The 22,644-nt window shown below is 63.3% G+C and carries 23 protein-coding genes; 16 read left to right on the top strand and 7 right to left on the bottom strand.

What is annotated here, in order from left to right:
* Positions 1–50: 50 nt before the first annotated feature.
* Positions 51–1,160 (bottom strand): hypothetical protein, encoded by a 1,110-nt coding sequence (locus QPK32_RS09450; RefSeq protein ID WP_290412554.1) that lies wholly within the window; start codon positions 1,158–1,160, stop codon positions 51–53.
* Positions 1,161–1,385: 225 nt separating this feature from the next.
* Here QPK32_RS09450 and QPK32_RS09445 point away from each other — a divergent pair, with 225 nt between their 5' ends.
* The 5 genes from QPK32_RS09445 to QPK32_RS09425 all read left to right on the top strand — a co-directional run bounded on the left by QPK32_RS09445 (position 1,386) and on the right by QPK32_RS09425 (position 6,634).
* Positions 1,386–4,058: a type VI secretion system Vgr family protein gene (locus QPK32_RS09445; protein WP_290412553.1), complete on the top strand. Its 2,673-nt coding sequence runs from the start codon at positions 1,386–1,388 to the stop codon at positions 4,056–4,058.
* Between the two features lie 30 nt (positions 4,059–4,088).
* A complete protein-coding gene (locus QPK32_RS09440) occupies positions 4,089–4,793 on the top strand; it encodes a hypothetical protein (protein ID WP_290412552.1) in 705 nt (234 codons plus the stop codon).
* Positions 4,790–5,242: a hypothetical protein gene (locus tag QPK32_RS09435; protein ID WP_290412551.1), complete on the top strand. Its 453-nt coding sequence runs from the start codon at positions 4,790–4,792 to the stop codon at positions 5,240–5,242. Before QPK32_RS09440 ends, QPK32_RS09435 begins: the two co-directional genes overlap by 4 nt.
* A gap of 634 nt (positions 5,243–5,876) precedes the next feature.
* Complete coding sequence (locus QPK32_RS09430; protein ID WP_290412550.1) at positions 5,877–6,155, top strand: PAAR domain-containing protein; 279 nt, start codon at positions 5,877–5,879, stop codon at positions 6,153–6,155.
* 164 nt (positions 6,156–6,319) lie between these two features.
* Positions 6,320–6,634: a hypothetical protein gene (locus QPK32_RS09425; protein WP_290412549.1), complete on the top strand. Its 315-nt coding sequence runs from the start codon at positions 6,320–6,322 to the stop codon at positions 6,632–6,634.
* Positions 6,635–6,877: 243 nt separating this feature from the next.
* On the opposite strand, the gene QPK32_RS09420 is transcribed toward QPK32_RS09425, so the two are convergent.
* The 5 genes from QPK32_RS09420 to QPK32_RS09400 form a co-directional block, all read right to left on the bottom strand.
* The gene (locus tag QPK32_RS09420) at positions 6,878–7,843 is read right to left on the bottom strand and encodes an SDR family oxidoreductase (RefSeq protein WP_290412548.1); all 966 of its coding nucleotides are present in this window, start codon (positions 7,841–7,843) and stop codon (positions 6,878–6,880) included.
* A gap of 225 nt (positions 7,844–8,068) precedes the next feature.
* Entirely contained in the window at positions 8,069–8,653 is a 585-nt protein-coding gene (locus tag QPK32_RS09415) for a TerD family protein (RefSeq protein ID WP_290412547.1), read from the bottom strand.
* Between the two features lie 26 nt (positions 8,654–8,679).
* Complete coding sequence (locus tag QPK32_RS09410) at positions 8,680–9,375, bottom strand: TIGR00266 family protein (RefSeq protein ID WP_290412546.1); 696 nt, start codon at positions 9,373–9,375, stop codon at positions 8,680–8,682.
* Between the two features lie 72 nt (positions 9,376–9,447).
* Complete coding sequence (locus tag QPK32_RS09405) at positions 9,448–10,023, bottom strand: TerD family protein (RefSeq protein ID WP_290412545.1); 576 nt, start codon at positions 10,021–10,023, stop codon at positions 9,448–9,450.
* Positions 10,024–10,214: 191 nt separating this feature from the next.
* Entirely contained in the window at positions 10,215–11,282 is a 1,068-nt protein-coding gene (locus QPK32_RS09400; RefSeq protein ID WP_290412544.1) for a DUF475 domain-containing protein, read from the bottom strand.
* Positions 11,283–11,411: 129 nt separating this feature from the next.
* On the opposite strand from QPK32_RS09400, the gene nhaR reads away from it, so the two are divergent.
* The 3 genes from nhaR (at position 11,412) to QPK32_RS09385 (ending at position 14,566) form a co-directional block, all read left to right on the top strand.
* Positions 11,412–12,317, top strand: coding sequence for a transcriptional activator NhaR (nhaR, locus tag QPK32_RS09395; protein WP_290412543.1), 906 nt, complete (start codon positions 11,412–11,414; stop codon positions 12,315–12,317).
* Between the two features lie 81 nt (positions 12,318–12,398).
* Complete coding sequence (locus QPK32_RS09390; RefSeq protein WP_290412542.1) at positions 12,399–13,745, top strand: hemolysin family protein; 1,347 nt, start codon at positions 12,399–12,401, stop codon at positions 13,743–13,745.
* A 68-nt stretch (positions 13,746–13,813) separates the two neighbouring features.
* A complete protein-coding gene (locus QPK32_RS09385; RefSeq protein ID WP_290412541.1) occupies positions 13,814–14,566 on the top strand; it encodes an AraC family transcriptional regulator in 753 nt (250 codons plus the stop codon).
* Between the two features lie 65 nt (positions 14,567–14,631).
* On the opposite strand, the gene QPK32_RS09380 is transcribed toward QPK32_RS09385, so the two are convergent.
* On the bottom strand, positions 14,632–15,780 hold the full coding sequence (locus QPK32_RS09380; protein ID WP_290412540.1) for a PQQ-dependent sugar dehydrogenase: 1,149 nt from the start codon (positions 15,778–15,780) through the stop codon (positions 14,632–14,634).
* 575 nt (positions 15,781–16,355) lie between these two features.
* On the opposite strand from QPK32_RS09380, the gene QPK32_RS09375 reads away from it, so the two are divergent.
* From QPK32_RS09375 to QPK32_RS09340, 8 genes are all read left to right on the top strand, one after another.
* Positions 16,356–16,910, top strand: a complete 555-nt coding sequence (locus QPK32_RS09375) for a hypothetical protein (RefSeq protein ID WP_290412539.1) — start codon at positions 16,356–16,358, stop codon at positions 16,908–16,910.
* A 142-nt stretch (positions 16,911–17,052) separates the two neighbouring features.
* Positions 17,053–17,634 carry a helix-turn-helix domain-containing protein gene (locus QPK32_RS09370; protein WP_290412538.1) on the top strand — a complete coding sequence of 194 codons (582 nt, stop codon included), beginning with the start codon at positions 17,053–17,055 and terminating at the stop codon, positions 17,632–17,634.
* Positions 17,631–18,185, top strand: coding sequence for a GNAT family N-acetyltransferase (locus tag QPK32_RS09365; RefSeq protein WP_290412537.1), 555 nt, complete (start codon positions 17,631–17,633; stop codon positions 18,183–18,185). The genes QPK32_RS09370 and QPK32_RS09365 overlap by 4 nt, the downstream gene beginning before the upstream one ends.
* Before the next feature lie 56 nt (positions 18,186–18,241).
* Complete coding sequence (locus QPK32_RS09360) at positions 18,242–19,042, top strand: class I SAM-dependent methyltransferase (RefSeq protein WP_290412536.1); 801 nt, start codon at positions 18,242–18,244, stop codon at positions 19,040–19,042.
* 80 nt (positions 19,043–19,122) lie between these two features.
* Positions 19,123–19,488 (top strand): VOC family protein, encoded by a 366-nt coding sequence (locus tag QPK32_RS09355; protein WP_290412535.1) that lies wholly within the window; start codon positions 19,123–19,125, stop codon positions 19,486–19,488.
* 111 nt (positions 19,489–19,599) lie between these two features.
* The gene (locus QPK32_RS09350) at positions 19,600–20,466 is read left to right on the top strand and encodes an ABC transporter ATP-binding protein (RefSeq protein ID WP_290412534.1); all 867 of its coding nucleotides are present in this window, start codon (positions 19,600–19,602) and stop codon (positions 20,464–20,466) included.
* Positions 20,463–22,025, top strand: a complete 1,563-nt coding sequence (locus tag QPK32_RS09345) for a hypothetical protein (RefSeq protein WP_290412533.1) — start codon at positions 20,463–20,465, stop codon at positions 22,023–22,025. Before QPK32_RS09350 ends, QPK32_RS09345 begins: the two co-directional genes overlap by 4 nt.
* A 97-nt stretch (positions 22,026–22,122) precedes the next feature.
* Positions 22,123–22,617, top strand: coding sequence for a nuclear transport factor 2 family protein (locus QPK32_RS09340; RefSeq protein WP_290412532.1), 495 nt, complete (start codon positions 22,123–22,125; stop codon positions 22,615–22,617).
* Positions 22,618–22,644: the final 27 nt, after the last annotated feature.

Raw genomic sequence — 22,644 nt, 5'->3', positions numbered from 1 at the left:
AATGTCCAGTACGTAACGACCTGCTACGCGCAGCGTCAGTGCCGAGCTAATCAGGTCGCATTTACGACAGCGGCACTTGCCCGGTACGATTTCGGTGCTGGCACATTTTCCTGAAACTGCTCTGCGTGAATCAGGGCCGGCGCGACAAAGATGAGTTTGCGCTGCTGATTGGCGGCGCCAAAGGGCTGCATTCGGAAATGCCCACGGCGCCAGTGCGGAGCAACGCCGCCCCCCGCTCCACCTTCGAAGCGGCCGGTCGGCAATGACTCGGGACCAACAACGATCCCGTTGTAGAGGGATGCCGATCTTTGCAACAACTTGGCGCGCTTGCGCTCGCCCAAGCCAGCGGCGCGCCGTAACGCCTCATCGTATTCCCGATGCGGCGTTATACGTGCCTGCTTTAATGCCATATAGAGGAACACTCGTACGACATAGCTGACCGCAGCGTGCATTGATCGATGAATCTCGCTTTGGCCCGCTGCCGTGACGCCACTGAGGATTTCGGCCAACCACTCGCCGACCGTGATGTCTCCCCGATCGGTTTCGCCGAGCAGCGATATATGGCCGCCGTAGCGGTCCTGGCGCTTACTGATGAAGACGAATTCCAGCGTCCAGCATTTCCCCTCCGGATCGCTCGCCGTGCGGTGCCGGGTCAGAAAGCAGAACGCTCCGTCGAAGAAGTGGTCAGCAGCCTGCGGGGCCGGCACTTTCAGATACCGCATAGCGACTTCGCCGAAGCGTAAGTACTGGGCTCGATAGGGCGGCGCGACCATGCTCATCGGGAGACTGAGATCGACGTCCGAATTCGCCAGCAGCGTCTCCAGCGCCGGCGTTGCCTCGATCACTGTTCCCTCACTCAAATGGTACTTGAGATTCGTACTAGTCTGAAACGCGAGCCGTTGGCGATCCTCGGCGCTTATCTGCCCGGCGACCGAAGACAGCGGATGCATGCCTTCCAGCTGCCGTAGGATTTCCTGCCTGATCTGCCAGCACAGCGTCCCGGGATCCCTCCAGACGAACCGGAGCCCGGTGTTCCCAAGTGCACGCGTCCAGGCATCGAGTGCCCCCTGCGCCAGGAACTGTACCGGGTAAGGCCGGCCACAAAACCGCGTCATGGCACTACAAACCAGCGCCGGGCCGATGTTGGTGAAACCGTCCATCGGCGCTGGCTGCCGGCCAGTCGTGTTCTCAACACGCGCTTGCCCCTGTCATTTCAGATTTTTCAGCATTACCAATCCCTTTCAGGATGACTGTCAGAAAAACTCTAGACCTAGCGCAGAGAAACGTGTTGAGTCTTAGCAAGCTCCGCTTGGCAACATGCGAGTAACGTGTCAGCTGACCATTTTTCGTGCCCCTCAGCCCAAGTGGCGATTTGGAGGAAGTCAATGGGCGAAAGCCAGGTAATTGCGATCGGTGCCGCGCTGTCTGCATTCAGCGGCGCATCTCAACACAACCGGCTCATACGGCTCGACTTTCCATTCAAGGACGGGCCACCCGCGATCCTTCTGCCTAACAAGCTGGACGCTCATGAGGAAGTCTCGCGCAGTTTCCGCTTTGACGTCGAGGTGCTGTCAGACGATCCGCGTATCCCATTGAAGAAACTGATGGGCCGCATGGTGACTATCTCTCTGGTGCGGGAGGACGGATCGCTGCGCTATCTCAACGGCTACATCACTGAGTTCCGTTTTCTGCGCAGCGATGGGGGCTTCGCCTTTTACCAAATGGTGCTCGAACCGTGGCTTGCGTTTGCCCGCCTCCGCAAGGATAGTAGGTCGTTCCACAATAAAAACGTGCTCAAGATCACTGAGGAAACCCTCAAGCATTATTCCCAAGCCGAATGGGACATGAAACTGACTGGCGACGATCCACAGCTTACCGTCGCGAACCAGTACAACGAGACCGACTACAACCACCTGCACCGACGTTGGGAAGCGCTCGGCTTGCATTATTGGTACGAACACAAATTCGACGGCCACAAGCTCATGATCTCGGACGATAGCTCTTTGGCGAAGCCGATCGACGAGGAAGCGTACTGGATTTCGTTCCACGACAAGGGCGGCTCGCGCGAGGACGACGGCATCCACACGTGGACAGCAATCCGGCGGCTCGGATCCGGCAAGACCACGCTCGCCTCGTTCGACTACAAGAATCCTAGAGCGCAACACGTCGAAGCCACTTCGCTCAACCAGCAAGGTGACGTCTTCCCTTACGAGATCTACGAGGACACCGGCGCCTATGGTTTCCGCCTGCATACCGATGGCGTACAGCTGGCGGGCCGGCGCATGGATGAAGCGGACAGGGACACGCAGTATTTCGAGGCGGCTGGCAACGAACGGTGCGTGCTGCCCGGCCGCACCTTCAAGCTAGGCGGCCACTTCAGCGCCGAGGCGCGCTCGCATCGATACGACGCCGAGCCGCGCGGCAGCATCGAGAACCGCTTCTACCTCATCCTGTCCGCCAATCATAAGGTATCGAATAACTACCAGGCCGGCCCTGGTGCACCCTCGCATTACGAAAACCGCTTTACGTGCATCCGCCAGGACATTCGCTGGCGTCCCGGCCGCAACTTCAACAGCGAGCCTGTCATCTATACGGGGCTGCATACCGCCATCGTCGTCGGCCCGGCAGGCGCCGATATCCACACGGACGGCTACGGACGCGTGAAGCTGCAGCTTCACTGGGACCGACTGGGCAACTACGACGAAAAGAGCTCCCCCTGGATCCGGGTTATGACGCCGGCGGCCGGCAGCGAATTCGGGCAGATCCGCTTGCCCCGCGTCGGCGAGGAAGTAGCCGTCGTCTACCCAAACGGGAATATCGACCATCCGCTCGTACTTGGCGCGCTTTACAACCAGGCACACATGCCGCCATGGTCGCTGCCGGAGCAGCAGTCGCTAGCCGGTCTGCGCAGCCGGGAGCTTGGGGGCGGAAGGCGGGGCAATCACCTTGTTCTCGATGACACCAAGGACAAGATTCAGGCGCAGCTGAAAAGCGACCATCAGTGCAGCCAGCTATCGCTCGGGCACATCACGCGCATCGAAGACACCAACGGGCGCAAGGATGCACGCGGCGAAGGCTGGGAACTGCGCACCGACGGCCATGGAGTGGCACGCGCAGCCAAAGGGCTGCTCATCACGACCGAAGCGCGGCAGGCAGCGCATGGTCCAATCAAGGACATGGGCGAGACCTCACGCCGGCTAACGCTCGCTGCCGAACAGCACAGATCCTTGGCCGAGATCGCGCAAAACAACGGGGCACATGACGCAGGCAATAGCCAGATTAATGTAGCGGCCCCCCTCAAGACGCAGACCGAGGAGGTACGCGGCGCTGCCGGGGGCACGAATGGCTTTCCCGAGCTGACAGCCCCGCATCTTGTCGTCGCCAGTCCAGCTGGCATCGCTACAACGAGTGGACTCGACACCCATATCGCCAGCGACCGTCACACGGCCATCACAAGCGGGAAAGATGTCTCAGTAGTTGCAGGCACCAGCCTTTTCGCAAGCATTCGTCAGACTTTCCGGTTGTTTGTGCAAAAAGCTGGAATGAAGCTCATTGCTGCATCCGGTGACATCGACATTCAGGCGCTATCGAACAGTATCAAACTGCTGGCTAAACTCGAAATTTCGCAGGAAGCGAATCGCATCACCATTAGTGCCAGGGAGGAGGTGGTGATCAATGGCGGCGGTAGCTATGCCAAATTTCGTGCGGGCGCAATCGAGTTCGGCACGGCAGGCTCTTTCACCGCGCATGCTGCTACGCACAGCTTTACCAGTGCGAAGCATATAGGGATAAATTCGGTGTCTTCGGCACTGGCCGCCTCAACTGCAGGTCAGAACGCCGTCACGTCCGAAAACGGTGAGGCTTGGGTCGAATTTGAGTTGGTTGATCAAGACGGCCCTATCCCAGGCGAGCGATTTGTCCTAACTGACCCCGGCGGTACTCAGCACTGCGGAAACGTCAACGACCGCGGCGGGGCACGCATTGAGCGGTTGCCAGCGGGTCGCTGCAAGGTCGAATTCCCTGACCTAAGTTATTCGATAGAAGTAGAAACTACTTAAACTTTCTTGCCCTTTCGGGACGACTTAGCCATGCCAAAGCTCGAACAACCAAACAAGAAGCTAAAAGCCGGGGTAGCGATCCTGACAAACGAGGTCACAACTCTTCAGGTAAGGGCGCCTTCGATCGAGATTCTTATCGGGGGGCCGTATCGAGGCAAAGACGGCGAAATGCACACTTATGGACATGCCGCCCTTCGTGTTATCACTGCAACTCAAGAGCGAATTTATGATTTCGGCCGTTACGGCGCAACAACTGGTGAATTCGGAGCAGAAGGCGAAGGTATTCTTCGAGTATGGGACAAATTTGATCCGTACATTGCAGGAGAAAACAGTTACGGCCGCGCCACAAAAGGCTTTACCTACTTGATACCAAATGATAAGGCAGAGGCCATCATTTCTTACTACGAGAGCATCACAGCTAAGGCGACTATACGGCGATCGAAACATCCCAACCAAAAGGAATACAAGCTGCCGACCCCTTACCATGCGTTCAGTAAGAACTGCGCAACAGTAACTCTAGACGGAGCACGGCTTGGTCTACCGGGCATTGAGGCAGGACAAGAGCGTTTCAATGAGGGACGTGGATTAGGAACCTCAGAAAAAATGGCGGCGCGAGCGCGGAATTTTGGAGCTTGGCCGTCGAAGATCTTTATGCCCGCTGACGTTCAAGCTATGCTAGACGGGAACAAAGCTCTTACGCCCAGAAAAGTAACAACATATGGGAAACAGCGATGAGAAAGCTTGCAACGATAGCAATAATCACGTTAGGCTTCATCCTTCTGGCATACTTACTTTTATCAACTGGAGTGTTATCCATGACGTCTAAAACAGCATTCACGATCGAAGAGCCACTTCTGATCGAGGGCGAGCAACAAAAAACGTATTCTCTGCTTCCGGCCGGATCGGTACTTTATCTTGATAAAAGCTGGCCCGAAGGGCATCAGACGTTTCACGTCTATCTTCACTTCAAAGGAGACTTCAAGGCGGCGCCTGCAGATCCGAAAACGATTTCACCGCTTTGGCTGAGGACTATAGATCGTGAAGAGTTACCAAAATTGCTTAATGAATATCCGCTAAGCAAGCAGGAGCTTACAACGATTTTGCGAACCAGAGGCGTGACCAAGGCTGAATTAACACAAATTCTACGTGAATGGCCGGAAGAACAAAATACACCTAACCCGTGACGTAAGGACGCTCAACAAGCGGAATGATATGAGCGGATCGGGAATCCACCGCAAATCGTCCGCCAAACCCGTCCATATTTTCACGCGAGTCTACACAGAAAAATGATGAAGAATGACCGCTATAAAGCGTTTACGAGCTAGAAAAAATTGGTGTTAGGAAATCAAAAAAAGCGACTGCATTAGTCAGCGCCGTACTGCCATTTCTTATCGCAGGATTGTTGGCCCCCTTTTTCTTCAAGAAAATGATAGCTGCCGGGAGCTCATACAAACTCAAGGAACCGATGCTGATTGCCACTAGCACGGGCGAGCCTTTTTCCATGATCCCAAAAAACACAGTGCTTCACTTCCAACAAGGATACGCCGAGGGCCATCAACTCTACACGATTGAAGTCTTCTTCAAAGGAAAGCTTCCTGCGGACGAGCTCCGCCACATGCGCCGATAGAGTCGACTTGGCTCTACTAACTCGACGCCGAGAACATTCCTAGGGTGCACCAACAATATCCCTTATCGAAAGAGGACCTTGTGAGGATGATGAAAGCGCGAAGAATGACCCGCGACGATCTCACGCAGATGGCTCAGGAGTGGAATGACGATTGACTGAACCGGCGCGATTGCGCTTTACCTGGAGACGCAATGTCCCTGAAAATCATAACGGTCGGCGATAAAACTGATCACGGCGGAACCGTCATCAGCGGCTCGCCTAATCACGATATTCGGGGGCGCGCGATCGCGAGGCTCGGGGATCAGGTCGATTGTCCGCAGGTCTACCCTAGAGGCAAACCGCATGGGGTCAACAAGATTGTTACTGCCTCTAAGTCCTTCACCGTCAACGGCATACCGGTCGCGGTCGAAGGGTGCACGACAGAATGTGGCTGTAAGCTGATCGGCAGCCAGCCGGCTACCGTCGGCTAGCGCTGCGGCTTCCTGAGCATGCGCGCAAAAAATGATTTCGACATCCGTATTGCCCGACGGTGATTCGGTCGCGTCGGAATGGACGCAAGTGTGGAAGTCTGTCCATTTTTCTCTCAGTCGCAACGACTTGGCGAAGATCCGCAGGAAGTACAGTTGGGCTGCTGATGAAGGAGCAGTTTGAAGACCTGGAAACACTGCGGAGAGTTCGCAAGAAATTTGCGCACAACTGGGAAGGTGTGGACCTCGAGCAGCCCGACATCAAAGCGATGATCGGGAAACTGCATTGCTATACATTGGATCAGAAGCCAATCGAAGGTAGGTGCCGCGAAAAGCTCATCGGTTCTCTCACCGTATGCTGCATTGAGCTGCAGATTTTCTTAGCACGGCTAGAGAGCAAGGAACAACTTAAGGCGCCCGATGTGAGCTTCCGATTGACGACCAATCCTCAGCCGGTCTACCGCAAGCAGCACACGGTTTAGCTGTTTATTGAGTGCCATGCCACCTCAACTTCATGATTTTTCTACTGCGCGCGTCGCAGTCTGGGCGTAGAAATTAGTTGATTAATACAGTAGATGCGGAACAGGGCGGTGTCAAGACATTCTTGCAAAATGGAGCAAACAAAGACGCCGTCGCCCCTGCAAAGGAAGGGGCCCAATGTTACGTGCACGGCTGTGCACGGAACTTGGGTCCCTGCCTTCGCAGGGACGACGCTTGCGGGCGGATCAGGAACGCTGGCGAACCATCTCCACGCCGAGCGCCGCGGCGGCGAAGGCCAGGCCCAGCTTCAGCAGCGTGTGCTGCGACTGCTGCCCGGACCGATGGCGCTCGCCGTGCACGCCGCTGGGCTCATGCGGCGGCGCGTACATGGTGCCCGTGGTGTGCGGGGCGCGCTCGGCACGGCGGCTCCAGCTTTCCATGAAGCGGTCCATCAGCGCGGCATTGACGGGATTGGCGAACTCGCCGAGCTTGAGCGCGCTCTCGGGCGCGCCGACCACGGTCGTATCGCGCGGATGCCGCGCCACGGCCAGGACGGCACGCGCCACCTTTTCCGGCGCCAGGGCGCCCGGCGGGAAGGACAGGCGCGCGCCCGTGTAATTGCCGGCGTGGCCAGTCGCCGGCGTGTCGACGAAGGTCGGATAGACGTCGCACACGTGGATCCGGGGGTACTTGCGCACCTCGCCGCGCAGCGCCGCGGAAAAGCCGCGCAGGCCGAACTTGCTGCCCGCATAGGCGGCCGCGTACGGCGACGTGATGAAACCGCCCACCGAGATCATGTTGACCCAGATGCCGTGTTCCTGCTTCAGGAAGATCGGCAGCACGGCGTGGGCATCGTTCATGTGGCCGACGAGGTTGGTCTCGACGACGGTCCGGTGGTCCTCGATGGGCACCTCGTGGTACTTGCCGACCACGCCGATGCCGACGTTGCTGAACCACAGGTCGATCCCGCCCAGCAGGACGCGCGCCTCGTGGGCGAAGCGCTTCACGGCCGCGGCATCCGTGACGTCCACGACGCCGAAATCGACAGTGCCGCCCGCTTCCTCGCAGCGGCGCGCGATGTCTTCCAGCCCTTCCCTGCCGCGCGCGCCCAGCACCAGCCGTGCGCCTTCCCTGGCGAAGGCGATCGCCGTGGCGGCGCCGATGCCGCTCGATGCGCCCATGATGACTACCCGCATACCCTTCAGCTTCATGTCGTTCCCTTTCGTCTGGTTGATGCCGGCCATGATGCCTACATACTGGACAGGCAGTCGCTAGGGTGACTGCAGGAAAAACTGCAAGGGAGCCGATACAAAAAAAGACGGCTCCCAAGGGAGCCGTTAAAGGGCGTGGGCGCCAAGCCGCCCACTACAAACCGCGAAGACGACACATCCGCGGAATATTCTTGAAGAAACAGGAAGCGCTACGCCATCGTGGGATTACAGGTGCGGCACGATCTGCGGCAGCAGCTCGTCGATGGTGCGGCCGTTGCCGTTCTCGCCGATCGCGTGCATCTTCCACTCGCCGTTGTGGCGGTACAGCTTGGCCATGATCTGGGCCGTGTGCGAACCCTGCACCGACAGGTCGTAGCGCGCGATTTCCTGCTGGTTGCCGCTGTTGAAGATGCGGCAGAAGGCGTTCTGCACCGTCGAGAAGTTCTGGCCGGTGAAGCTGTTCACCGTGAACACCAGCGAGCGCACGTGGTCCGGCACGTTCGTCAGGTCGACGTTGATCTGCTCGTCGTCGCCCTCGCCCGCGCCGGTGCGGTTGTCGCCCGTGTGGACGATGCTGCCGTCACGGCTCTTGAGCTGGCGGAACCAGACCACGTCGACGGGGCGGTTCGACTCGTCGAACAGCACCACGGACGCATCCAGGTCGACCGATTCGCCCTTGCCGCCGCCGAAGCCGAAGAAGCCCTTGCTCTTGGCGACGTCCCAGCCGAGGCCCATCGTCACGCGCGACAGCGCGCCGCCCGCTTCCTTTTCCAGCGAGATTTTCTGGCCCTTCTGCAGATTGACGCTCATGGTTGACTCCTATTCAGTAATGCCTGTCACTTCCCCGGCGCCTGCATCCAGGCCTTGAATGCGGTGCGGTTGCGCGAACAGACGTAAATCTTGCCGCGACCCGAGAAGCGCAGGACGATGCCTTCGCCGCTGGTCTGGCTGTTGATCAGGTTGCCCAGGAAGCCGCCGCTGGTGCCGGTGGTCACCGAGACCTCGTACTGCAACGTGCTGTCCCATGCCACCACGTGCGAGTTGTCGATGATCGCGTCCTTGCCCGGTTCCACTTCCAGTTCGTTCATCGAGCCGAAGCCGGACACCACCACCTGGCCCGTGCCCGAGGTCTCGGTGACGAAGAAACCGCCGCTGCCGGCGAACAGCGCATTGCCGATGTTCTGGGTGCGCACGCGCAAATCGACGCTGGACGTGGCCGCGACGAAGGCGCCGTCGCTGATGATGTACTGGCGCGCTCCGCAATCGACCACCTGCATGGCGCCGGGCAGCGTGGGGGACAGCAGGCAGTCGCCGTCGCCGCGCGTCGCCTCGATGTGCTGCTGGAAGAAGGACTCGCCGTTGGCGAAGGTGCGCATCAGCGCGCTGCCCAGGCCGCCCTTCATCTTGCCCTTCAGGTCGAGCGTCGATTCCATCATGACCATCGCATCCGATTCGCAGTAGATGGTCTCGCCGCGCTTCATCGATACGTGCAGGAAGGGATCGATATCCCCGGTCACGGTAAATACTGGCATGTGGTGGCTTCCTTTCCAGGCTGCCGCCGCGCCCCTTTGGCGTGGCACGGCAGCAAGTAATGTCTAAATCGTTTAGACGTTGACGCCGTAGTTCTTGGCGAGGGGGCCGAGGCCGCCGTTGAAGCCCTGGCCGACGGCGCGGAACTTCCAGTCCGCGCCATTACGATACACCTCGCCGAAGACCATGGCGGACTCGGTCGAGCCGTCTTCCGACAGGTCGTAGCGGGCGATCTCGCTGTTGTTGGCCGCGTTGATGCAGCGGATGAACGCCTTGCCGACCATGCCGAAGTTCTGGCGGCGGGTATCGCCTTCGTGGATCGTCACGGCCAGCACCACGCGGTCGACGTCGGCCGGGACCTTGGACAGGTCGATGCTCAGCGTCTCGTCGTCGCCTTCGCCGGCGCCGGTGCGATTGTCGCCCGAGTGGACCACCGAGCCGTCGCTCGACTTGGCGTTGTTGTAGAAGATGAAGTCGGCATCCGAACGCACCTTGCCCGACTGGCTCAGCAGGAATGCCACGCCGTCCAGGTCGAATGCGGCGCCGTCGGTGGCGCGCACGTCCCAGCCCAGGCCCAGTTTCAGGCTGGACAGGCCCGGCGCTTCTTTCGACAGATTGACGTTGCCGCCTTTTTGCAAGCTGATTGCCATGATGTGTATCTCCTTCAATGTATGAATGGATGCTGCTGTTCGAACACCTGTACTGCTGCTCTGCGGCGAGCGGGTGCTCATTCGTTCGCCGCGGGTTCTTTACGGTTCGTTGAACGCGTGGACAGCGAGCTGTCCACCCTACCGGGCAGGGTGGACGGGTTTCCCGTCCACGCGTTCAACCATCCATCGCGTTACTTCACCGACGCCACTTCCTTGTGCACGCCCAATGCTTCCTGCTGCTTGCGGTAGCGGATCGACGACCACACCGAGGCGCCGATGAAGGCCACGCCTGCCAGGCCGGTGATCAGTTCCGGCACGTGGAACTTCATGCTCGCCAACATGATCACCGCCAGGATGCCGATCGCGTAGTGGGCGCCGTGCTCCAGGTAGACGAACTGGTCGAGCGTGCCCTTTTCCACCAGGTACACCGTCAGCGAACGCACGAACATCGCACCGATCGCCAGGCCCAGCATGATGATCACGACGTCGTTGGTGATCGCGAAGGCGCCGATCACGCCGTCGAAGCTGAACGATGCATCCAGCACTTCCAGGTACAGGAAGCCGCCGATACCGCCGCGCTTGACCATCTCGCCGACCTCGCCGCCGCTCTCTTCCGAGCCTTCCAGCAGGTTGCTCAGCACGTCCACGCCGACGTAGATCAGGATGCCCCACAGGCCCGAGATCAGCACGACCATCTTCTGCGCTTCCGGCACCAGGGACAGCGAAGCCATCAGGGCGCCGATCGCGACCATCACCGAGATCGAGGACACCTTGCCCAGCGCGCCCAGCTTCTCCTCGACGTGGCCCAGCCAGTGGTGTTCCTTCTCGTCGTCCAGCAGGAAGTTCAGAAACACCAGCAGCAGGAACATGCCGCCGAATGCCGCCACTTCAGCGTGGTGGTTGGTCAGGTGCTGCGAATATTCCTTCGGGTTTTCCAGCGCCAGCTTCCAGACGTCCGCCAGGCCCAGGTCCGCCGCCACCGCGACGATCACGAGCGGGAACAGCAGCCGCATGCCGAACACGGCGATGATGATGCCCACGCCCAGGAACAGCTTCTTCCAGAACTCGTCCCAGTCGCGCAGGACGGAGGCGTTGACGACGGCGTTGTCGAAGGACAGCGACACTTCCATGACGGCCAGGATCGACGCGATGCCGACCGCGGTCACCATGCCGGACAGGCCGCCATGCTCGTAGCCCCACCAGCCCGAGCCGACCAGGCACAGGGCGGTGACGATGAATGAAATACGGAAATGCTTCATATGCTTGGTCCGTTGCGATGAGGGTTGTATGTGTTGTTGACAAGGCGCAGTGTAGAGGGGTGCACCAAATCAAAAAAGCGAAGATAATGTGATCGTTACTTCGAAAAAACCTCAGGATTGAATGCATCGATGAAGAGCGACATCAACTTCCGCCACCTGTTCTACTTCTGGGTCGTCGCCAAGGAAGGAGGCATCACCCGCGCCGCCGAGCGCCTGCACCTGGCCGTGCAGACCATCAGCTCGCAGCTGACGCTGCTGGAACAATCGCTGGGCAAGACGCTGTTCTCGCAGCAGGGCCGGCGCCTGGTGCTGACCGAGGCGGGCCGGCTGGCGCTCGGCTATGCCGACCAGATTTTCCTGCTGGGCGAGCAGATGCAGGAAGCCTTGAACGAGGCGGACAGCGGCCGCATTCGCCTGACGGTGGGCATTTCCGACTCGCTGCCGAAGCTGTCGGCCTACCGCATGCTGGAAGCGGCGATGGCCATCGACAAGAAGGTCCACCTGGTCTGCTACGAAGACCAGTTCGAGGCGCTGCTGGCCGAACTGGCCCTGCACAAGCTGGACGTGGTGCTGACCGACCGTGAAGTGCCGTCCGGCAGCGCCATGAAGGTATTCAGCCACCGCCTGTTCGACAGCGAGATGCTCGTCGTGGGCACGAAGGCGCTGGCCGATGCATACCGGGAAGGCTTCCCGGCGAACTTGAACGGTGCGCCCTTCCTGCTGCCGGCACGCAATAATGCCCTGCGCGGCAGGATCGACGAATGGTTCATGACGCACCGCGTCCATCCCGACGTGGTCGGCGAATTCGAGGACAACGCCTTGCTGAATACCTTCGGGCGGCGCGGCCTGGGCCTGTTCTTCGCCCCCGCCGCCCTGGCGAACGACATCGCCGAGCAGTTCCAGGCCATCGAGATCGGCAGGGCGTCCGGTGTGCGCGAACAGTTCTATGCGATCTCGAACGACCGCAAGATCCAGCACCCCGCCGTCGAAGCGATCCTGGCCACCGCACAAAAAGGGAACCGCGCGGCGGCTTGAACTACAATGAATGTCGGCTTTGCCTCTTTATTAACAACCGGGGCCGCGCGAACCAGCAAGCGGGGTCCTTAAGCACTGTTTATGCAAAACGTCTTGTTCGTCGTTCTGGCCCTGTTCCTGGTGGCCCTGAACGGCTTTTTCGTGGCGGCCGAATTCGGCATCGTCACGCTGCGCAAAACGCGCGTTCGCGCGATCGCGAAAACCGGCGGCCTGCGCGGCCGCATCCTCTTCAAGGTCCACAGCCAGCTCGACGCCTACCTGTCGGCCTGCCAGCTCGGCATCACCCTCGCCTCGCTGGGCCTGGGCTGGGTCGGCGAACCCGCCTTCGCCAGCCTGCTCGAACCGGTGTTCTCGCTGGTCGGCGTCACCAACGAAAAACTGATCCACGGCGTCTCCTTCGTGGTGGCCTTCAGCGTCATCTCCTTCCTGCACATCGTCGTGGGCGAGCTGGCCCCGAAGTCGCTGGCGATCCGCGTGCCGGAAGCCGTGGGCCTGTGGAGCGCGCTGCCCCTGTACGCGTTCTACTGGGCGATGTACCCGGCCATCTGGCTGCTCAACGGCAGCGCCAACCTGGTGCTGCGCATCGCGGGCCTGTCCGGCGTGGGCGGCCACGAGACCCATTACTCGAACGAGGAACTGAAGATGATTCTGCGTGCCAACACGGGCACGCCGAGCGAGCGTTTCACCTCGGACGAACGCCACATCCTCGCGCAGTCGCTGGAATTCGGCCAGCGCACCGTGTCCGACCTGATGCGCCCCATTAACGAGGTCAGCGCGCTGTATGCGAGCAAGACCCTCGTGCTGAACCTGGAGACGATGCGCCGCAACCGCTTCTCGCGCTACCCCTATTTCGACGAGGAAGGCGAGGAAGTGCTGGGCGTGATCCACCTGAAGGACTTGTTCTTCGCCGAGCAGGCCGGCAAGGAGATCACCGACCTCTCCGACTACCTGCGCCCCGTGGAGACCTATTCGGCGCGCACGCCGGCCATCGAACTGTTCCGCCGCTTCCGCAGCGGCGCGCCGCACTTCGCGCTGATCGGCGAAAAAGGCAAGCGCCCGGTCGGCTTCATCACGCTGGACAATATGCTGGGCGCCATCGTCGGCGAGATCCGCGACGAGTTCCGCCTCAACGAGAACGACTGGATCAGCCAGGGCGACGGCACCTACATCGGCAAGGCCAGCCTGCCGATCGTCTCGCTCGAGCGCGTGCTGGGCATCGACATCAACAACGAGGAAATGGGCCTGGACGAGGTCGAATCCGTCGGCGGCCTCCTGATGGCCAAGCTGGGCGACATCCCCAAGCAGGGCCAGCGCATCGAGTTCCCGAAATTCGACGTCGTGGTCAAGAAGACCAACGGCCCGCGCATCCTGCTCGTGAAGGTGATTCCGCAGCTCGAACGGGGGCTGGACGAGGACGAGCTGGACTGACCGCGCGACCGCGATTCACCCACACCGTCGTTTTCCGGTAGCGCCACCGGCCCCGCTATACTGGCACGATGGACCTGTACCGCGAATTCGCGCCGCATCCCCTGCTGGCCGGCCACGTCGCCTGCCTGTGGACAAGCCGCGCGCGGCCGCAAGGCTCCCCCGTCCGCCGCCGCATCCTGCCCGACAACTGCATCGACATCCTGTGGCAGGACCGCGCCCCCGCCGGCTTCGTCGCCGGCATGATGTCCCGCTCCCACCTGTTCGAAGCCGACGTGCCCGTGCTGACGATCGCCGTGCGCTTCCTGCCCGGCGCCGCGCGCGCCTTCCTCGACCTGCCGCTGCACCTGCTGCAGGACGACCATCCGCCCCTGGATGCGCTGTGGCCGCGCCATGAAGCGGACGCGCTGGCCGCCGCGCTGTGGGAGCGCGATCTGCCCGTGCGGGCACGGCTGGCGCGCATCGAGGAGGCCTTGCTGGCGCGCCTGCGTCGCGCGTCCCCGCTACCAGCGGACCGGCTCGTGCGCGCCGCCGTGCGCCGCATCGAGGAGGCGCATGGGGCCGTGCGCATCGAGGACCTCGCCCGCGCGCTGGGCGTCTCGCGCCAGCACCTGGCGCTGCAGTTCCGCGAACGGGTCGGCTTGAACGCGAAGGCCTTTGCCATGGTCAGCCGCTTCGGCAAGGCGAGCCATGCGGCCCGCACGGCCGGCCCCGGTGCCGACTGGGCCGCGCTCGCGCTCGACTGCGGCTATTACGATCAATCCCACCTGATCCACGAATTCCGGCTGCTGGCGGGGACGACGCCTGCCGGCTTCGTCGCGTGAGACGTCCGCCGCGAACGGCCAATGAAGTCGCGTGCTTGGAAAGCCGGTACGCTGGGTTGAACCGCCTACCTCTTCGGTGTGAGCATCAGGAGCCGGCCGCGCGGACCGTCCTCCACCAGCCATAGGGCGCCGTCCGGCCCGGTACGAACGGCGCGGATGCGTTCGCCCATGTCCCAATGGTCCACCTTGCTCGCGTTCTCGCCATCGAGGGCGATGCGGTCCAGCGACTTGCCCGAGAGACCGGTGATGAAGAGCGAATTTTTCCACTTCGGGAACAGGTCCGCATTGTAGTAGGCGAGGCCGCCTGGCGAAATGGCCGGATTCCAGGACACTTTTGGCGCCTCGAAGCCGTCGCCGGGCGCGTGGTCGGGAATGTCGCGGCCGTCATAGTGGTTGCCATTCGACGCTTTCGGCCAGCCATAGTTGAGCCCTGGCTTGATCAGGTTGATCTCGTCGCCATGGCGCGGTCCCATCTCCATTTCCCACAGGCGTCCCTGCCCGTCGAAGGCCACGCCCAGCAGATTGCGGTGGCCATACGACCAGACGGCTGGATGGAAGCCCTTGGCCGCGAGCGGGTTGCCGGCGGCTGGCGTGCCGTCGAGGTTCAGGCGCAGCACCTTGCCGAGCGTCGACCCAGGGTCTTGCGCCGGATCGAAAAGCTGGCGGTCGCCACTGGTGAAGAAGAGAGACTTGCCATCGGGCGAGAAGCCGATACGGCCGGAATAGTGCCCGCCAGTCGAAGCAGCCTGGCCGCGGAAAATGACCTTCGTATCCTTGAGCGTGCCGCCTGCCTGATCCAGTGTCGCGGTGGCGAGCACGACCCGGCTGTCGGCACCGGGACCCGCCTCGGAGTAGCTGAAGTAGAGCAGCTTGCTGGCTGCGAAATCGGGAGCGGGCACGACGTCCATGAGCGCACCCTGGCCCTTGCTGCTGACGGCGGGTGTGCCGGACACTGTCCGCCGGGTGCCGGTTGCGGGATCGAACAAGATCATCGCTCCTTCCTTTTGCGTCACCAGCACGTTGCCGTTCGGCAGGAATGCCATGGCCCATGGGCTCGTGAATGTGCCGACCGGCTTGACCTCGAAAGGCAGGCCGCTGGTCGCGGTTGCACTGGCCCGCGCGTGCGCGGCCGGACCGGCGGCAAACGCGAGCAGCGTGAGCGAGAAGGTGGAGGCAAGGCTGAGCATGCTCGAATTCATGTTCCAGATCTCCATTCGCGGATTGATGCCAGGTTGTTGAGACGAAAGCGTGCCAATGTGCGCCTGGTCGGCACGTATGCCACGACCTAGGGCACCTCCGTCGCACCGCGCTGTGAAGCATGCGCCGGCGCTGTTGGTCCGAAGGGCGCCAGGAAGTGTAGAGCAAAACGCCGATTGCAGACGCTGCGCTGGTCGAAGCCGGCGCGCTCTGCGCCTTGGGCGGGCGGTCTGCAGTGGCACGCGACGGCGTCGCGGCTCCCATCGAACTGGAACGCGGAACGCGGAACGCCAAGGTGCAATTATTCCTGATTGAGAACGAAGCTGACGTGGACAAACGTCGCGCCGACGTCAGGCTTCCAACCCTGGCTGAGTGCATGGCGGCCATCTCGACATATACGGGGAAGCGGCTGTGCCGGCTGCGCGTCGAGCAAATAAATTGGAGATACACCTAAGCCTTCTCGTCTTGTCGGCTTTGGGTCGACAGCGGCCTATAGTGACCCGAGGCTCCTCCGTCGGACAGTCGCAAGACAGATTAAAAAACGCGCCAGCTGGCGCCCGCAGTCCGGCCGATGCCGGTGCAAGGAAAAACGATGCTCCGAAGTTTCAAGATACTGCGCCGCCTTCCATTGCCAGCTGCGGCGGCCCTCGCTTTGCTCACCGTCGCCGGTACGGCAAGCGCTGCATCGATGCAGGAGGTGGAAGCCGCTTTCAGAAAGTATGGCTTCGAATACCGCAAAGCCGAACGGCCGTACGGCTTGCCGATCAAGGCCGCGCTGACCCGGGTGAACATTGGCGACAAGACCTATGAACTGGACCTGGCGAGCCCTCTCACCAGGCAGGGCGTGGATGGCGCGATCCACGATTATCTGTTGCGGCACGCGGCCAATGAGCTGCGCATCCATGCCATGTCGATCCCGAGCCGGTCGACCACGTCGCCCGGCAGCGTGTCGATCACGGCGGAGTCGTCGTCCGGCGTGTCGGCCAGAAGACTGGCAAGGTGCACGACGCCGGCCAGGCGGGAGAAGCGCGGCGCCTCCATCGGCATCGATGCGCCCTCGACGGCGGTCACGATCCGGTCCGGGAAGTTCCAGCGCCGCGCCGGCTCGGCCGTGATCGCGCTTTCGGACAGCCCCCAGCAAACGTAGCTCGCGCTCCCAGCGCGCCCCCGGCAGGTGCGGCAGCTGTTCGATCTCCGCAAACACCGACGGCGCGACTTGACAGATCCCACGTTCACAACCGCCACAAAATCCAGTTTACAGGACATTTTTATCCACTATACTGGAAGCCATGGACATCAACCTGCTCATCGCCGCCCGCGTACGCGCCCTGCGCGACGAACGCGGCCTGTCGCTGGCCGCGCTGGCCGAACGCAGCGGCGTCAGCCGCTCGAACATCTCGCTGATCGAACGGGGCGAGAGCAGCGCCACTGCCACCGTGCTGGATAAATTGAGTGCGGCGCTGGGCGTCACCGTCGCCTCGCTGTTCGAGCGCGATACGCAGGCGCCCTCTCCCGTGGCCCGCGCCGTGGACCAGCCTGTGTGGACCGATCCGGGCTCCGGCTACGTGCGGCGCAACCTGTCGCCGTCGGTGCCGGCGCCGATCCAGCTCGTCGAGGTCAGCTTCCCGCCGGGCCAGCGCATCGCCTACGAGACGTCCACGCGCGACGTCGACGTGCAGCAGCAGGTCTGGGTCATCGAAGGCACGATGGAGGTCGGCGTCGGCGACGAGCGCTGGCTCCTGGCCGCCGGCGATTGCCTCGCGATGCGCCTGGACCGCCCGATCACCTACCACAACCCGACCGCCGCGCCGGCACGCTACCTGGTGGCGCTGGCGTCGCCGTCCCATCCGCCTGCAAGGAGATCGACATGAAAGGCCATCCAACGATACGCACGCTCGGCGCCGACGAGGCCATCGTCCGCATCGGGGAACTGGCGCGGGTGCTGGTCGATTGCGTCGAGGATGGCGCATCGGTCAGCTTCATGCTGCCGATGGGGCCGGACAAGGCCGAGCGCTTCTGGCGCGGCGTCGCCGCCGGTGTCGCGCGCGGCGAGCGCACGCTGATCGTCGCCGAGGTGGACGAGCGCATCGCCGGCACCGTGCAGCTGGTCACGGACCTGCCCGAGAACCAGCCCCACCGGGGCGAAGTCGCGAAGCTGCTGGTCCACCCGTCCGCCCGCCGCCTGGGCCTGGGCCGGCTGCTGATGCAGGCCGTCGAGGAAGCGGCACGCACCCAGGGCCGCAGCGTGCTGGTGCTCGACACGTCGAATGCCGCGGCCGAACGCCTGTACGAAGGCCTCGGCTGGCAGCGCGTAGGCTCGGTGCCGGACTTCGCCCGCCTGCCGGACGGGCCGCTGTGCGCGACCACCTTCTTCTACAAGCGCGTCGAGCGCGTCGCGGCGGACGTCGCCGAATTCGCTTGACCGGCCGCGCCGCCCTGCTTGATCATCGTCGCTCCAAAACTCATCGGGAGACGAACATGAAGCGACTGATCCTGGCCGGCATGCTGGCCTTCGGCACCGTGCATGCGGCCCAGGCCGACGACGCCCTCAAGGCGGCCATCGCCAGCAAGGAGCGCACGCCCGCCAACGTGGCGCGCGACCCGGCGCGCCATCCGTACGAGACCCTGACCTTCTTCGGCATCCGGCCCGACATGACCGTGGTCGAGCTGGCGCCCGGCGGCGGCTGGTACACGGAGATCCTGGCGCCCTACCTGCGCGACAAGGGCAAGCTGATCGTCGCCGGCGAGTCGTCCTCCTCCCCCAACGCGGGCGCGCGCCGCTATGCCGACAACCTGAGCAAGAAGCTGGCCGCGAACCCGGCCATGTTCGGCAAGGTGCAGCGCGCCGTGTTCGAGCCGCCGCGCGCCTACGACATCGCCCCGGCCAACAGCGTGGACATGGTGCTCACCTTCCGCAACCTGCACAATTGGATGGACGAGGGCGACGAAGGCCTGAAGAAGACGCTGGCCGAGATCTACAAGGTCGTCAAGCCGGGCGGCGTGCTGGGCATCGAGGACCATCGCCTGCCGGCGTCGCGCAAGGCCGGCTCCACGGGCGGCTATGTGCACCAGGACTACGTGATCAAGATGGCCGAGAGCGTCGGCTTCAAGTTCGCCGACAAGTCCGAGGTCAATGCCAATCCGAAGGACACGGCGGACTACGCGAAAGGCGTGTGGTCGCTGCCGCCGACGCTGGCCAACAAGGACGTCGACCGCGAGAAGTACCTGGCGATCGGCGAGAGCGACCGCATGACGCTCAAGTTCGTCAAGCCGAAGTAAGCACCTTCCGTCGCAACTTCCATTTTTCCAATACCGGGCAGGCCGGCGATGGCATCATGGCGTTTTCACAGGAGAACGCCATGATCAAGGGATTGCGCACCGTGAAGTACCCCGTCGCCGACCTGGCCCGGGCCAAGGACTGGTTCGCCGAAGCCTTCGGCACGGCCCCGTATTTCGACCAGCCGTTCTACGTCGGTTTCAATATCGGCGGTTTCGAGCTGGGCCTTGTCCCGGACGGCACGCCCGGCACCGCCGGCTCCGTCGTCTACTGGGGCGTGGACGACGTCGCGGCCGAAGCCGCGCGCCTGGTCCGGCTGGGCGCCGCCGAGCACGAGCCCGTGCAGGACGTGGGCGAAGGGATCCGCGTCGCCGAGCTGAAGGACCCGTTCGGCAACGTCATCGGCCTGATCGAGAATCCGCATTTCGACCCTGCCGCCGTGCGCTGAACGGCGGTATCTGCATCTCATCCCTCAAAACGCACCGCCTGTCGCAATGAGGGGTGTGCCGTCGCGCACGGCGCCGTACATTACGGTATCCCCACCGTACGGAATATCGCCATGCTGGAACTGCAGAACGTCACCAAAACCTTCGGCAAGCAGGTCACGGCCGTCGCCGACCTGTCGCTGCGCCTGGAACCGGGCGTCGTCGGGCTGATCGGCCACAACGGCGCCGGCAAGACGACGCTGATGCAGATGATCGCCACGCTGGCGCGGCCCACGTCCGGCCGCATCCTCTTCGATGGCACCGACATCGTGGCGAAGCCGGACGCGATCCGCAGGCGCCTGGGCTACCTGCCGCAGGACTTCGGCGTCTACCGCAACGTGTCGGCGCTCGAATTCATGCAGTACTTCGCGGCGCTCAAGGGCGTGCGCGACCCGGCGCGCATCCGCCGCCTGCTCGAACTGGTCAACCTGCACGAGCAGGCGAACCGCATGGCCAGCACCTTCTCCGGCGGCATGCTGCGCCGCCTCGGCATCGCCCAGGCGCTGCTGAACGACCCGGACATCCTGGTCGTCGACGAGCCGACGGCCGGCCTGGACCCGGAAGAACGGCTGCGCTTTCGCAACCTGCTGGCCGAACTGGGCTTCGACAAGCTCGTCATCATCTCCACGCACATCGTGTCCGACGTCGAGACCATCGCCGGCCATCTCGCCATCATGCATAGCGGCCGGCTGGTCGCCTTCGACACGCCGGACGACATCCTCGGCCGCGCGCGCGGCCAGGTCTGGACGGCCAGCGTCGACGAGGCCGAGTACGACGCCCTGCGCGCATCGACCCATGTGCTGCAGGCGCTGCGCCAGGGCAGCCGCTTCGCGCTGCGCATCGCCCATCCGGGACCGCCCTGCCAGGGTGCGCAGCCGGCCGAGCCGAGCCTGGAAGAAGCGCTGATGGCGCAGCGCTATGCGGTGAAGGAGGCGGCATGAATACCTACCTGGTCCGCACGCTGGCCCTGCTGGAAGCCAGGACGCGGCTGCGCCGCCTGTCGACGCTCGCCACGCTGCTGGCGATCGTCGCGCTCACCTGGCTGATGATCTCCGACCCGTCCACCGGCCGCACCCTGATTTCCATGAGCGGAGCGCGCGTGCGCTACACCAGTTCGGCGCTGGCGCTGGGCAGCGCCGCCCAGGCCTCGCTGCTGTTCGCGCTGGCCGGCTTCTATCTGCTGCGCGGACGCATGGCCGAGGACCTGCGCAGCGGGCTCGCCGGGGTCATCGGCGCCAGCCCGGCCGGCGACGCCGCCTTCCTGCTGGCGCGCTGGTGCGGCGGCGTGCTCTACCTGCTGGCGCTCGTCGCCGCCTTCATGGCCACGATCCTCGCCTGCCACCTGCTGCGCGGCGAAGGCCCGCTCGAACCGCTCGTCTACCTGCAGACCTATGCGCTGGTCATGGGGCCGATGATCTTGTTCGCCGCCAGCTGCGCGCTGCTGTTCGACAGCTGGGCGCCGCTGATGGGCAAGGCCGGCGATCTGCTGTACTTCGTCATCTGGATGAGCCAGATCGGCTTGATGGCGGGCGTGGCCGAAGGCGCCGGCCCCACCGCCATCCCGGTCGACTTCACGGGCATGAGCGCCGTCATCGCTACCCTGGCCGCCTACGGCGACTTCCGCCACACGATGGTCGGCATCGCCGGCTTCGACCCGCACCTGGCCCCGCTGACGCTGCCGGCCTGGACCTGGACGGCCCGGGTGGCCGGCGTGCGCTGCGTCGCCGCCGCGCTGGCCTTGCTGCCGATGCTGCTCGCGATGCGCCTGTTCCACCGCTTCTCGCCGGACCACGTGAAGCCGGCGCGCGCCCGCGCGCGCCGCTCGCCGCTGGCGCTGCTTAATGGCTGGCTGCGCCCGCTGGCGCAGCTGGCGCAACCGCTGTTCGCGCTGTCGGCGCGCCTGCCCGGCATCGCGGGCCAGGTGCTGGCCGACGTCGCCCTGACCCTGGTGTCAGCGCCGGCCGCCATCCCCGCCCTGCTTGCGGCCCAGGTGCTGGCCGTGGCGCTCGATGCGCGGATGCTGCCGGCACTTGCGATCGCCTGCGTCGCCTTCTGGGGCATCCTCGCGAGCGAGCTGTCCACGCGCGACGGCGACGCCGCCCTGGATGGCATGGGTGCCGTGGTCGCGGGCGGCGCCGCGCGGCGCTACTGGCGCCAGCTGGCGGCCGCCCTGGTGCTGGGCCTGATGTTCACGGCGCTGGCGGCGCTGCGGCTGGCCGTATCCGACCCATTGCGCGCCGGCGCGCTGCTGGCCGGCCTGTTCGCGCTGGCGGCGCTGGCCACGCTGCTGGGACGCGCCAGCGGCACGGCACGCACCTTCCTGGCCTTGTTCCTGTTCGGCCTGTACGTCAGCATCAGCGCCGCCGGCGTGCCGGCGCTGGACGTGGTCGGCTTCCATGGCGCCGCCACGCTCCCCTCGGTACTGGGCTGGGCGGGCATGGGCGTGCTTGCCGCCCTGGCCGGCCACCTGTGGAACCGCCGCGTTCCGGCGCACGGCTGACCGCTTCGCCGCACGCCGCGCACGGCTCGTCGCGGCGCGCTGGACCCATGCACGCGCGAGCGCTAGCGTGGGGACTTTCATCACACCGGGAGTCCCCATGCAAGCCAGCCGCCTGTTCCCCACCCTCGTCCTCCTCGCCGCCTGCCTCGGCCCGGCGCGTGCCGCCGACGATGCGCATGCCGCCGACCGCGCGGCGATCCAGCAGGTCGTGCAGCAGTTCCAGGACGCCATCAAGGCCCACGACGGCAAGACGCTGGGCTCCCTGTTCCTGCAGGACCACGACAGCTGGATCTCGGTGCTCGACGGCCGCACCTGGAAGGCCGCCAAGGCCCGCTTCCCGAATGCGGAGAAGTACCGGAGATCGAGCTGGAAAAGGTTCGCGGCCATGATCCAGGACGACAAGGGCAGCACCGTCGAGGAGCGCTTCTACAACGTGCGCATCGAAACCAACGGCACCGTGGGCTCCGTCTACTTCGACTTCGACTTCCTCGACAACGGCAAGGTCACCAACCACGGCGCCGAATCCTGGCAGATGGTGCACGCGGAGGACGGCTGGAAAATCAGCTCCATGCTGTTCTCCATCGATCGATAAGCCGCTAGAATTGCAGAGCCCACATCG

Source organism: Massilia sp. YIM B02763, assembly GCF_030412015.1.
Classification (GTDB): domain Bacteria; phylum Pseudomonadota; class Gammaproteobacteria; order Burkholderiales; family Burkholderiaceae_D; genus Telluria.
This window is presented reverse-complemented; position numbering and strand designations above follow the sequence as displayed.

Coding starts and splice junctions, on each gene's coding strand:
- QPK32_RS09430 (WP_290412550.1), top strand. CDS start 5,877: ATGTCCCTGAAAATCATAACGGTCGGCGATAAAACTGATCACGGCGGA.
- QPK32_RS09405 (WP_290412545.1), bottom strand. CDS start 10,023: ATGGCAATCAGCTTGCAAAAAGGCGGCAACGTCAATCTGTCGAAAGAA.
- QPK32_RS09340 (WP_290412532.1), top strand. CDS start 22,123: ATGCAAGCCAGCCGCCTGTTCCCCACCCTCGTCCTCCTCGCCGCCTGC.
- QPK32_RS09425 (WP_290412549.1), top strand. CDS start 6,320: ATGAAGGAGCAGTTTGAAGACCTGGAAACACTGCGGAGAGTTCGCAAG.
- nhaR (WP_290412543.1), top strand. CDS start 11,412: ATGAAGAGCGACATCAACTTCCGCCACCTGTTCTACTTCTGGGTCGTC.
- QPK32_RS09380 (WP_290412540.1), bottom strand. CDS start 15,780: ATGGAGATCTGGAACATGAATTCGAGCATGCTCAGCCTTGCCTCCACC.
- QPK32_RS09345 (WP_290412533.1), top strand. CDS start 20,463: ATGAATACCTACCTGGTCCGCACGCTGGCCCTGCTGGAAGCCAGGACG.
- QPK32_RS09450 (WP_290412554.1), bottom strand. CDS start 1,160: ATGGACGGTTTCACCAACATCGGCCCGGCGCTGGTTTGTAGTGCCATG.
- QPK32_RS09390 (WP_290412542.1), top strand. CDS start 12,399: ATGCAAAACGTCTTGTTCGTCGTTCTGGCCCTGTTCCTGGTGGCCCTG.
- QPK32_RS09440 (WP_290412552.1), top strand. CDS start 4,089: ATGCCAAAGCTCGAACAACCAAACAAGAAGCTAAAAGCCGGGGTAGCG.
- QPK32_RS09370 (WP_290412538.1), top strand. CDS start 17,053: ATGGACATCAACCTGCTCATCGCCGCCCGCGTACGCGCCCTGCGCGAC.
- QPK32_RS09415 (WP_290412547.1), bottom strand. CDS start 8,653: ATGAGCGTCAATCTGCAGAAGGGCCAGAAAATCTCGCTGGAAAAGGAA.
- QPK32_RS09435 (WP_290412551.1), top strand. CDS start 4,790: ATGAGAAAGCTTGCAACGATAGCAATAATCACGTTAGGCTTCATCCTT.
- QPK32_RS09410 (WP_290412546.1), bottom strand. CDS start 9,375: ATGCCAGTATTTACCGTGACCGGGGATATCGATCCCTTCCTGCACGTA.
- QPK32_RS09355 (WP_290412535.1), top strand. CDS start 19,123: ATGATCAAGGGATTGCGCACCGTGAAGTACCCCGTCGCCGACCTGGCC.
- QPK32_RS09445 (WP_290412553.1), top strand. CDS start 1,386: ATGGGCGAAAGCCAGGTAATTGCGATCGGTGCCGCGCTGTCTGCATTC.
- QPK32_RS09365 (WP_290412537.1), top strand. CDS start 17,631: ATGAAAGGCCATCCAACGATACGCACGCTCGGCGCCGACGAGGCCATC.
- QPK32_RS09350 (WP_290412534.1), top strand. CDS start 19,600: ATGCTGGAACTGCAGAACGTCACCAAAACCTTCGGCAAGCAGGTCACG.
- QPK32_RS09420 (WP_290412548.1), bottom strand. CDS start 7,843: ATGAAGCTGAAGGGTATGCGGGTAGTCATCATGGGCGCATCGAGCGGC.
- QPK32_RS09375 (WP_290412539.1), top strand. CDS start 16,356: ATGCTCCGAAGTTTCAAGATACTGCGCCGCCTTCCATTGCCAGCTGCG.
- QPK32_RS09400 (WP_290412544.1), bottom strand. CDS start 11,282: ATGAAGCATTTCCGTATTTCATTCATCGTCACCGCCCTGTGCCTGGTC.
- QPK32_RS09360 (WP_290412536.1), top strand. CDS start 18,242: ATGAAGCGACTGATCCTGGCCGGCATGCTGGCCTTCGGCACCGTGCAT.
- QPK32_RS09385 (WP_290412541.1), top strand. CDS start 13,814: ATGGACCTGTACCGCGAATTCGCGCCGCATCCCCTGCTGGCCGGCCAC.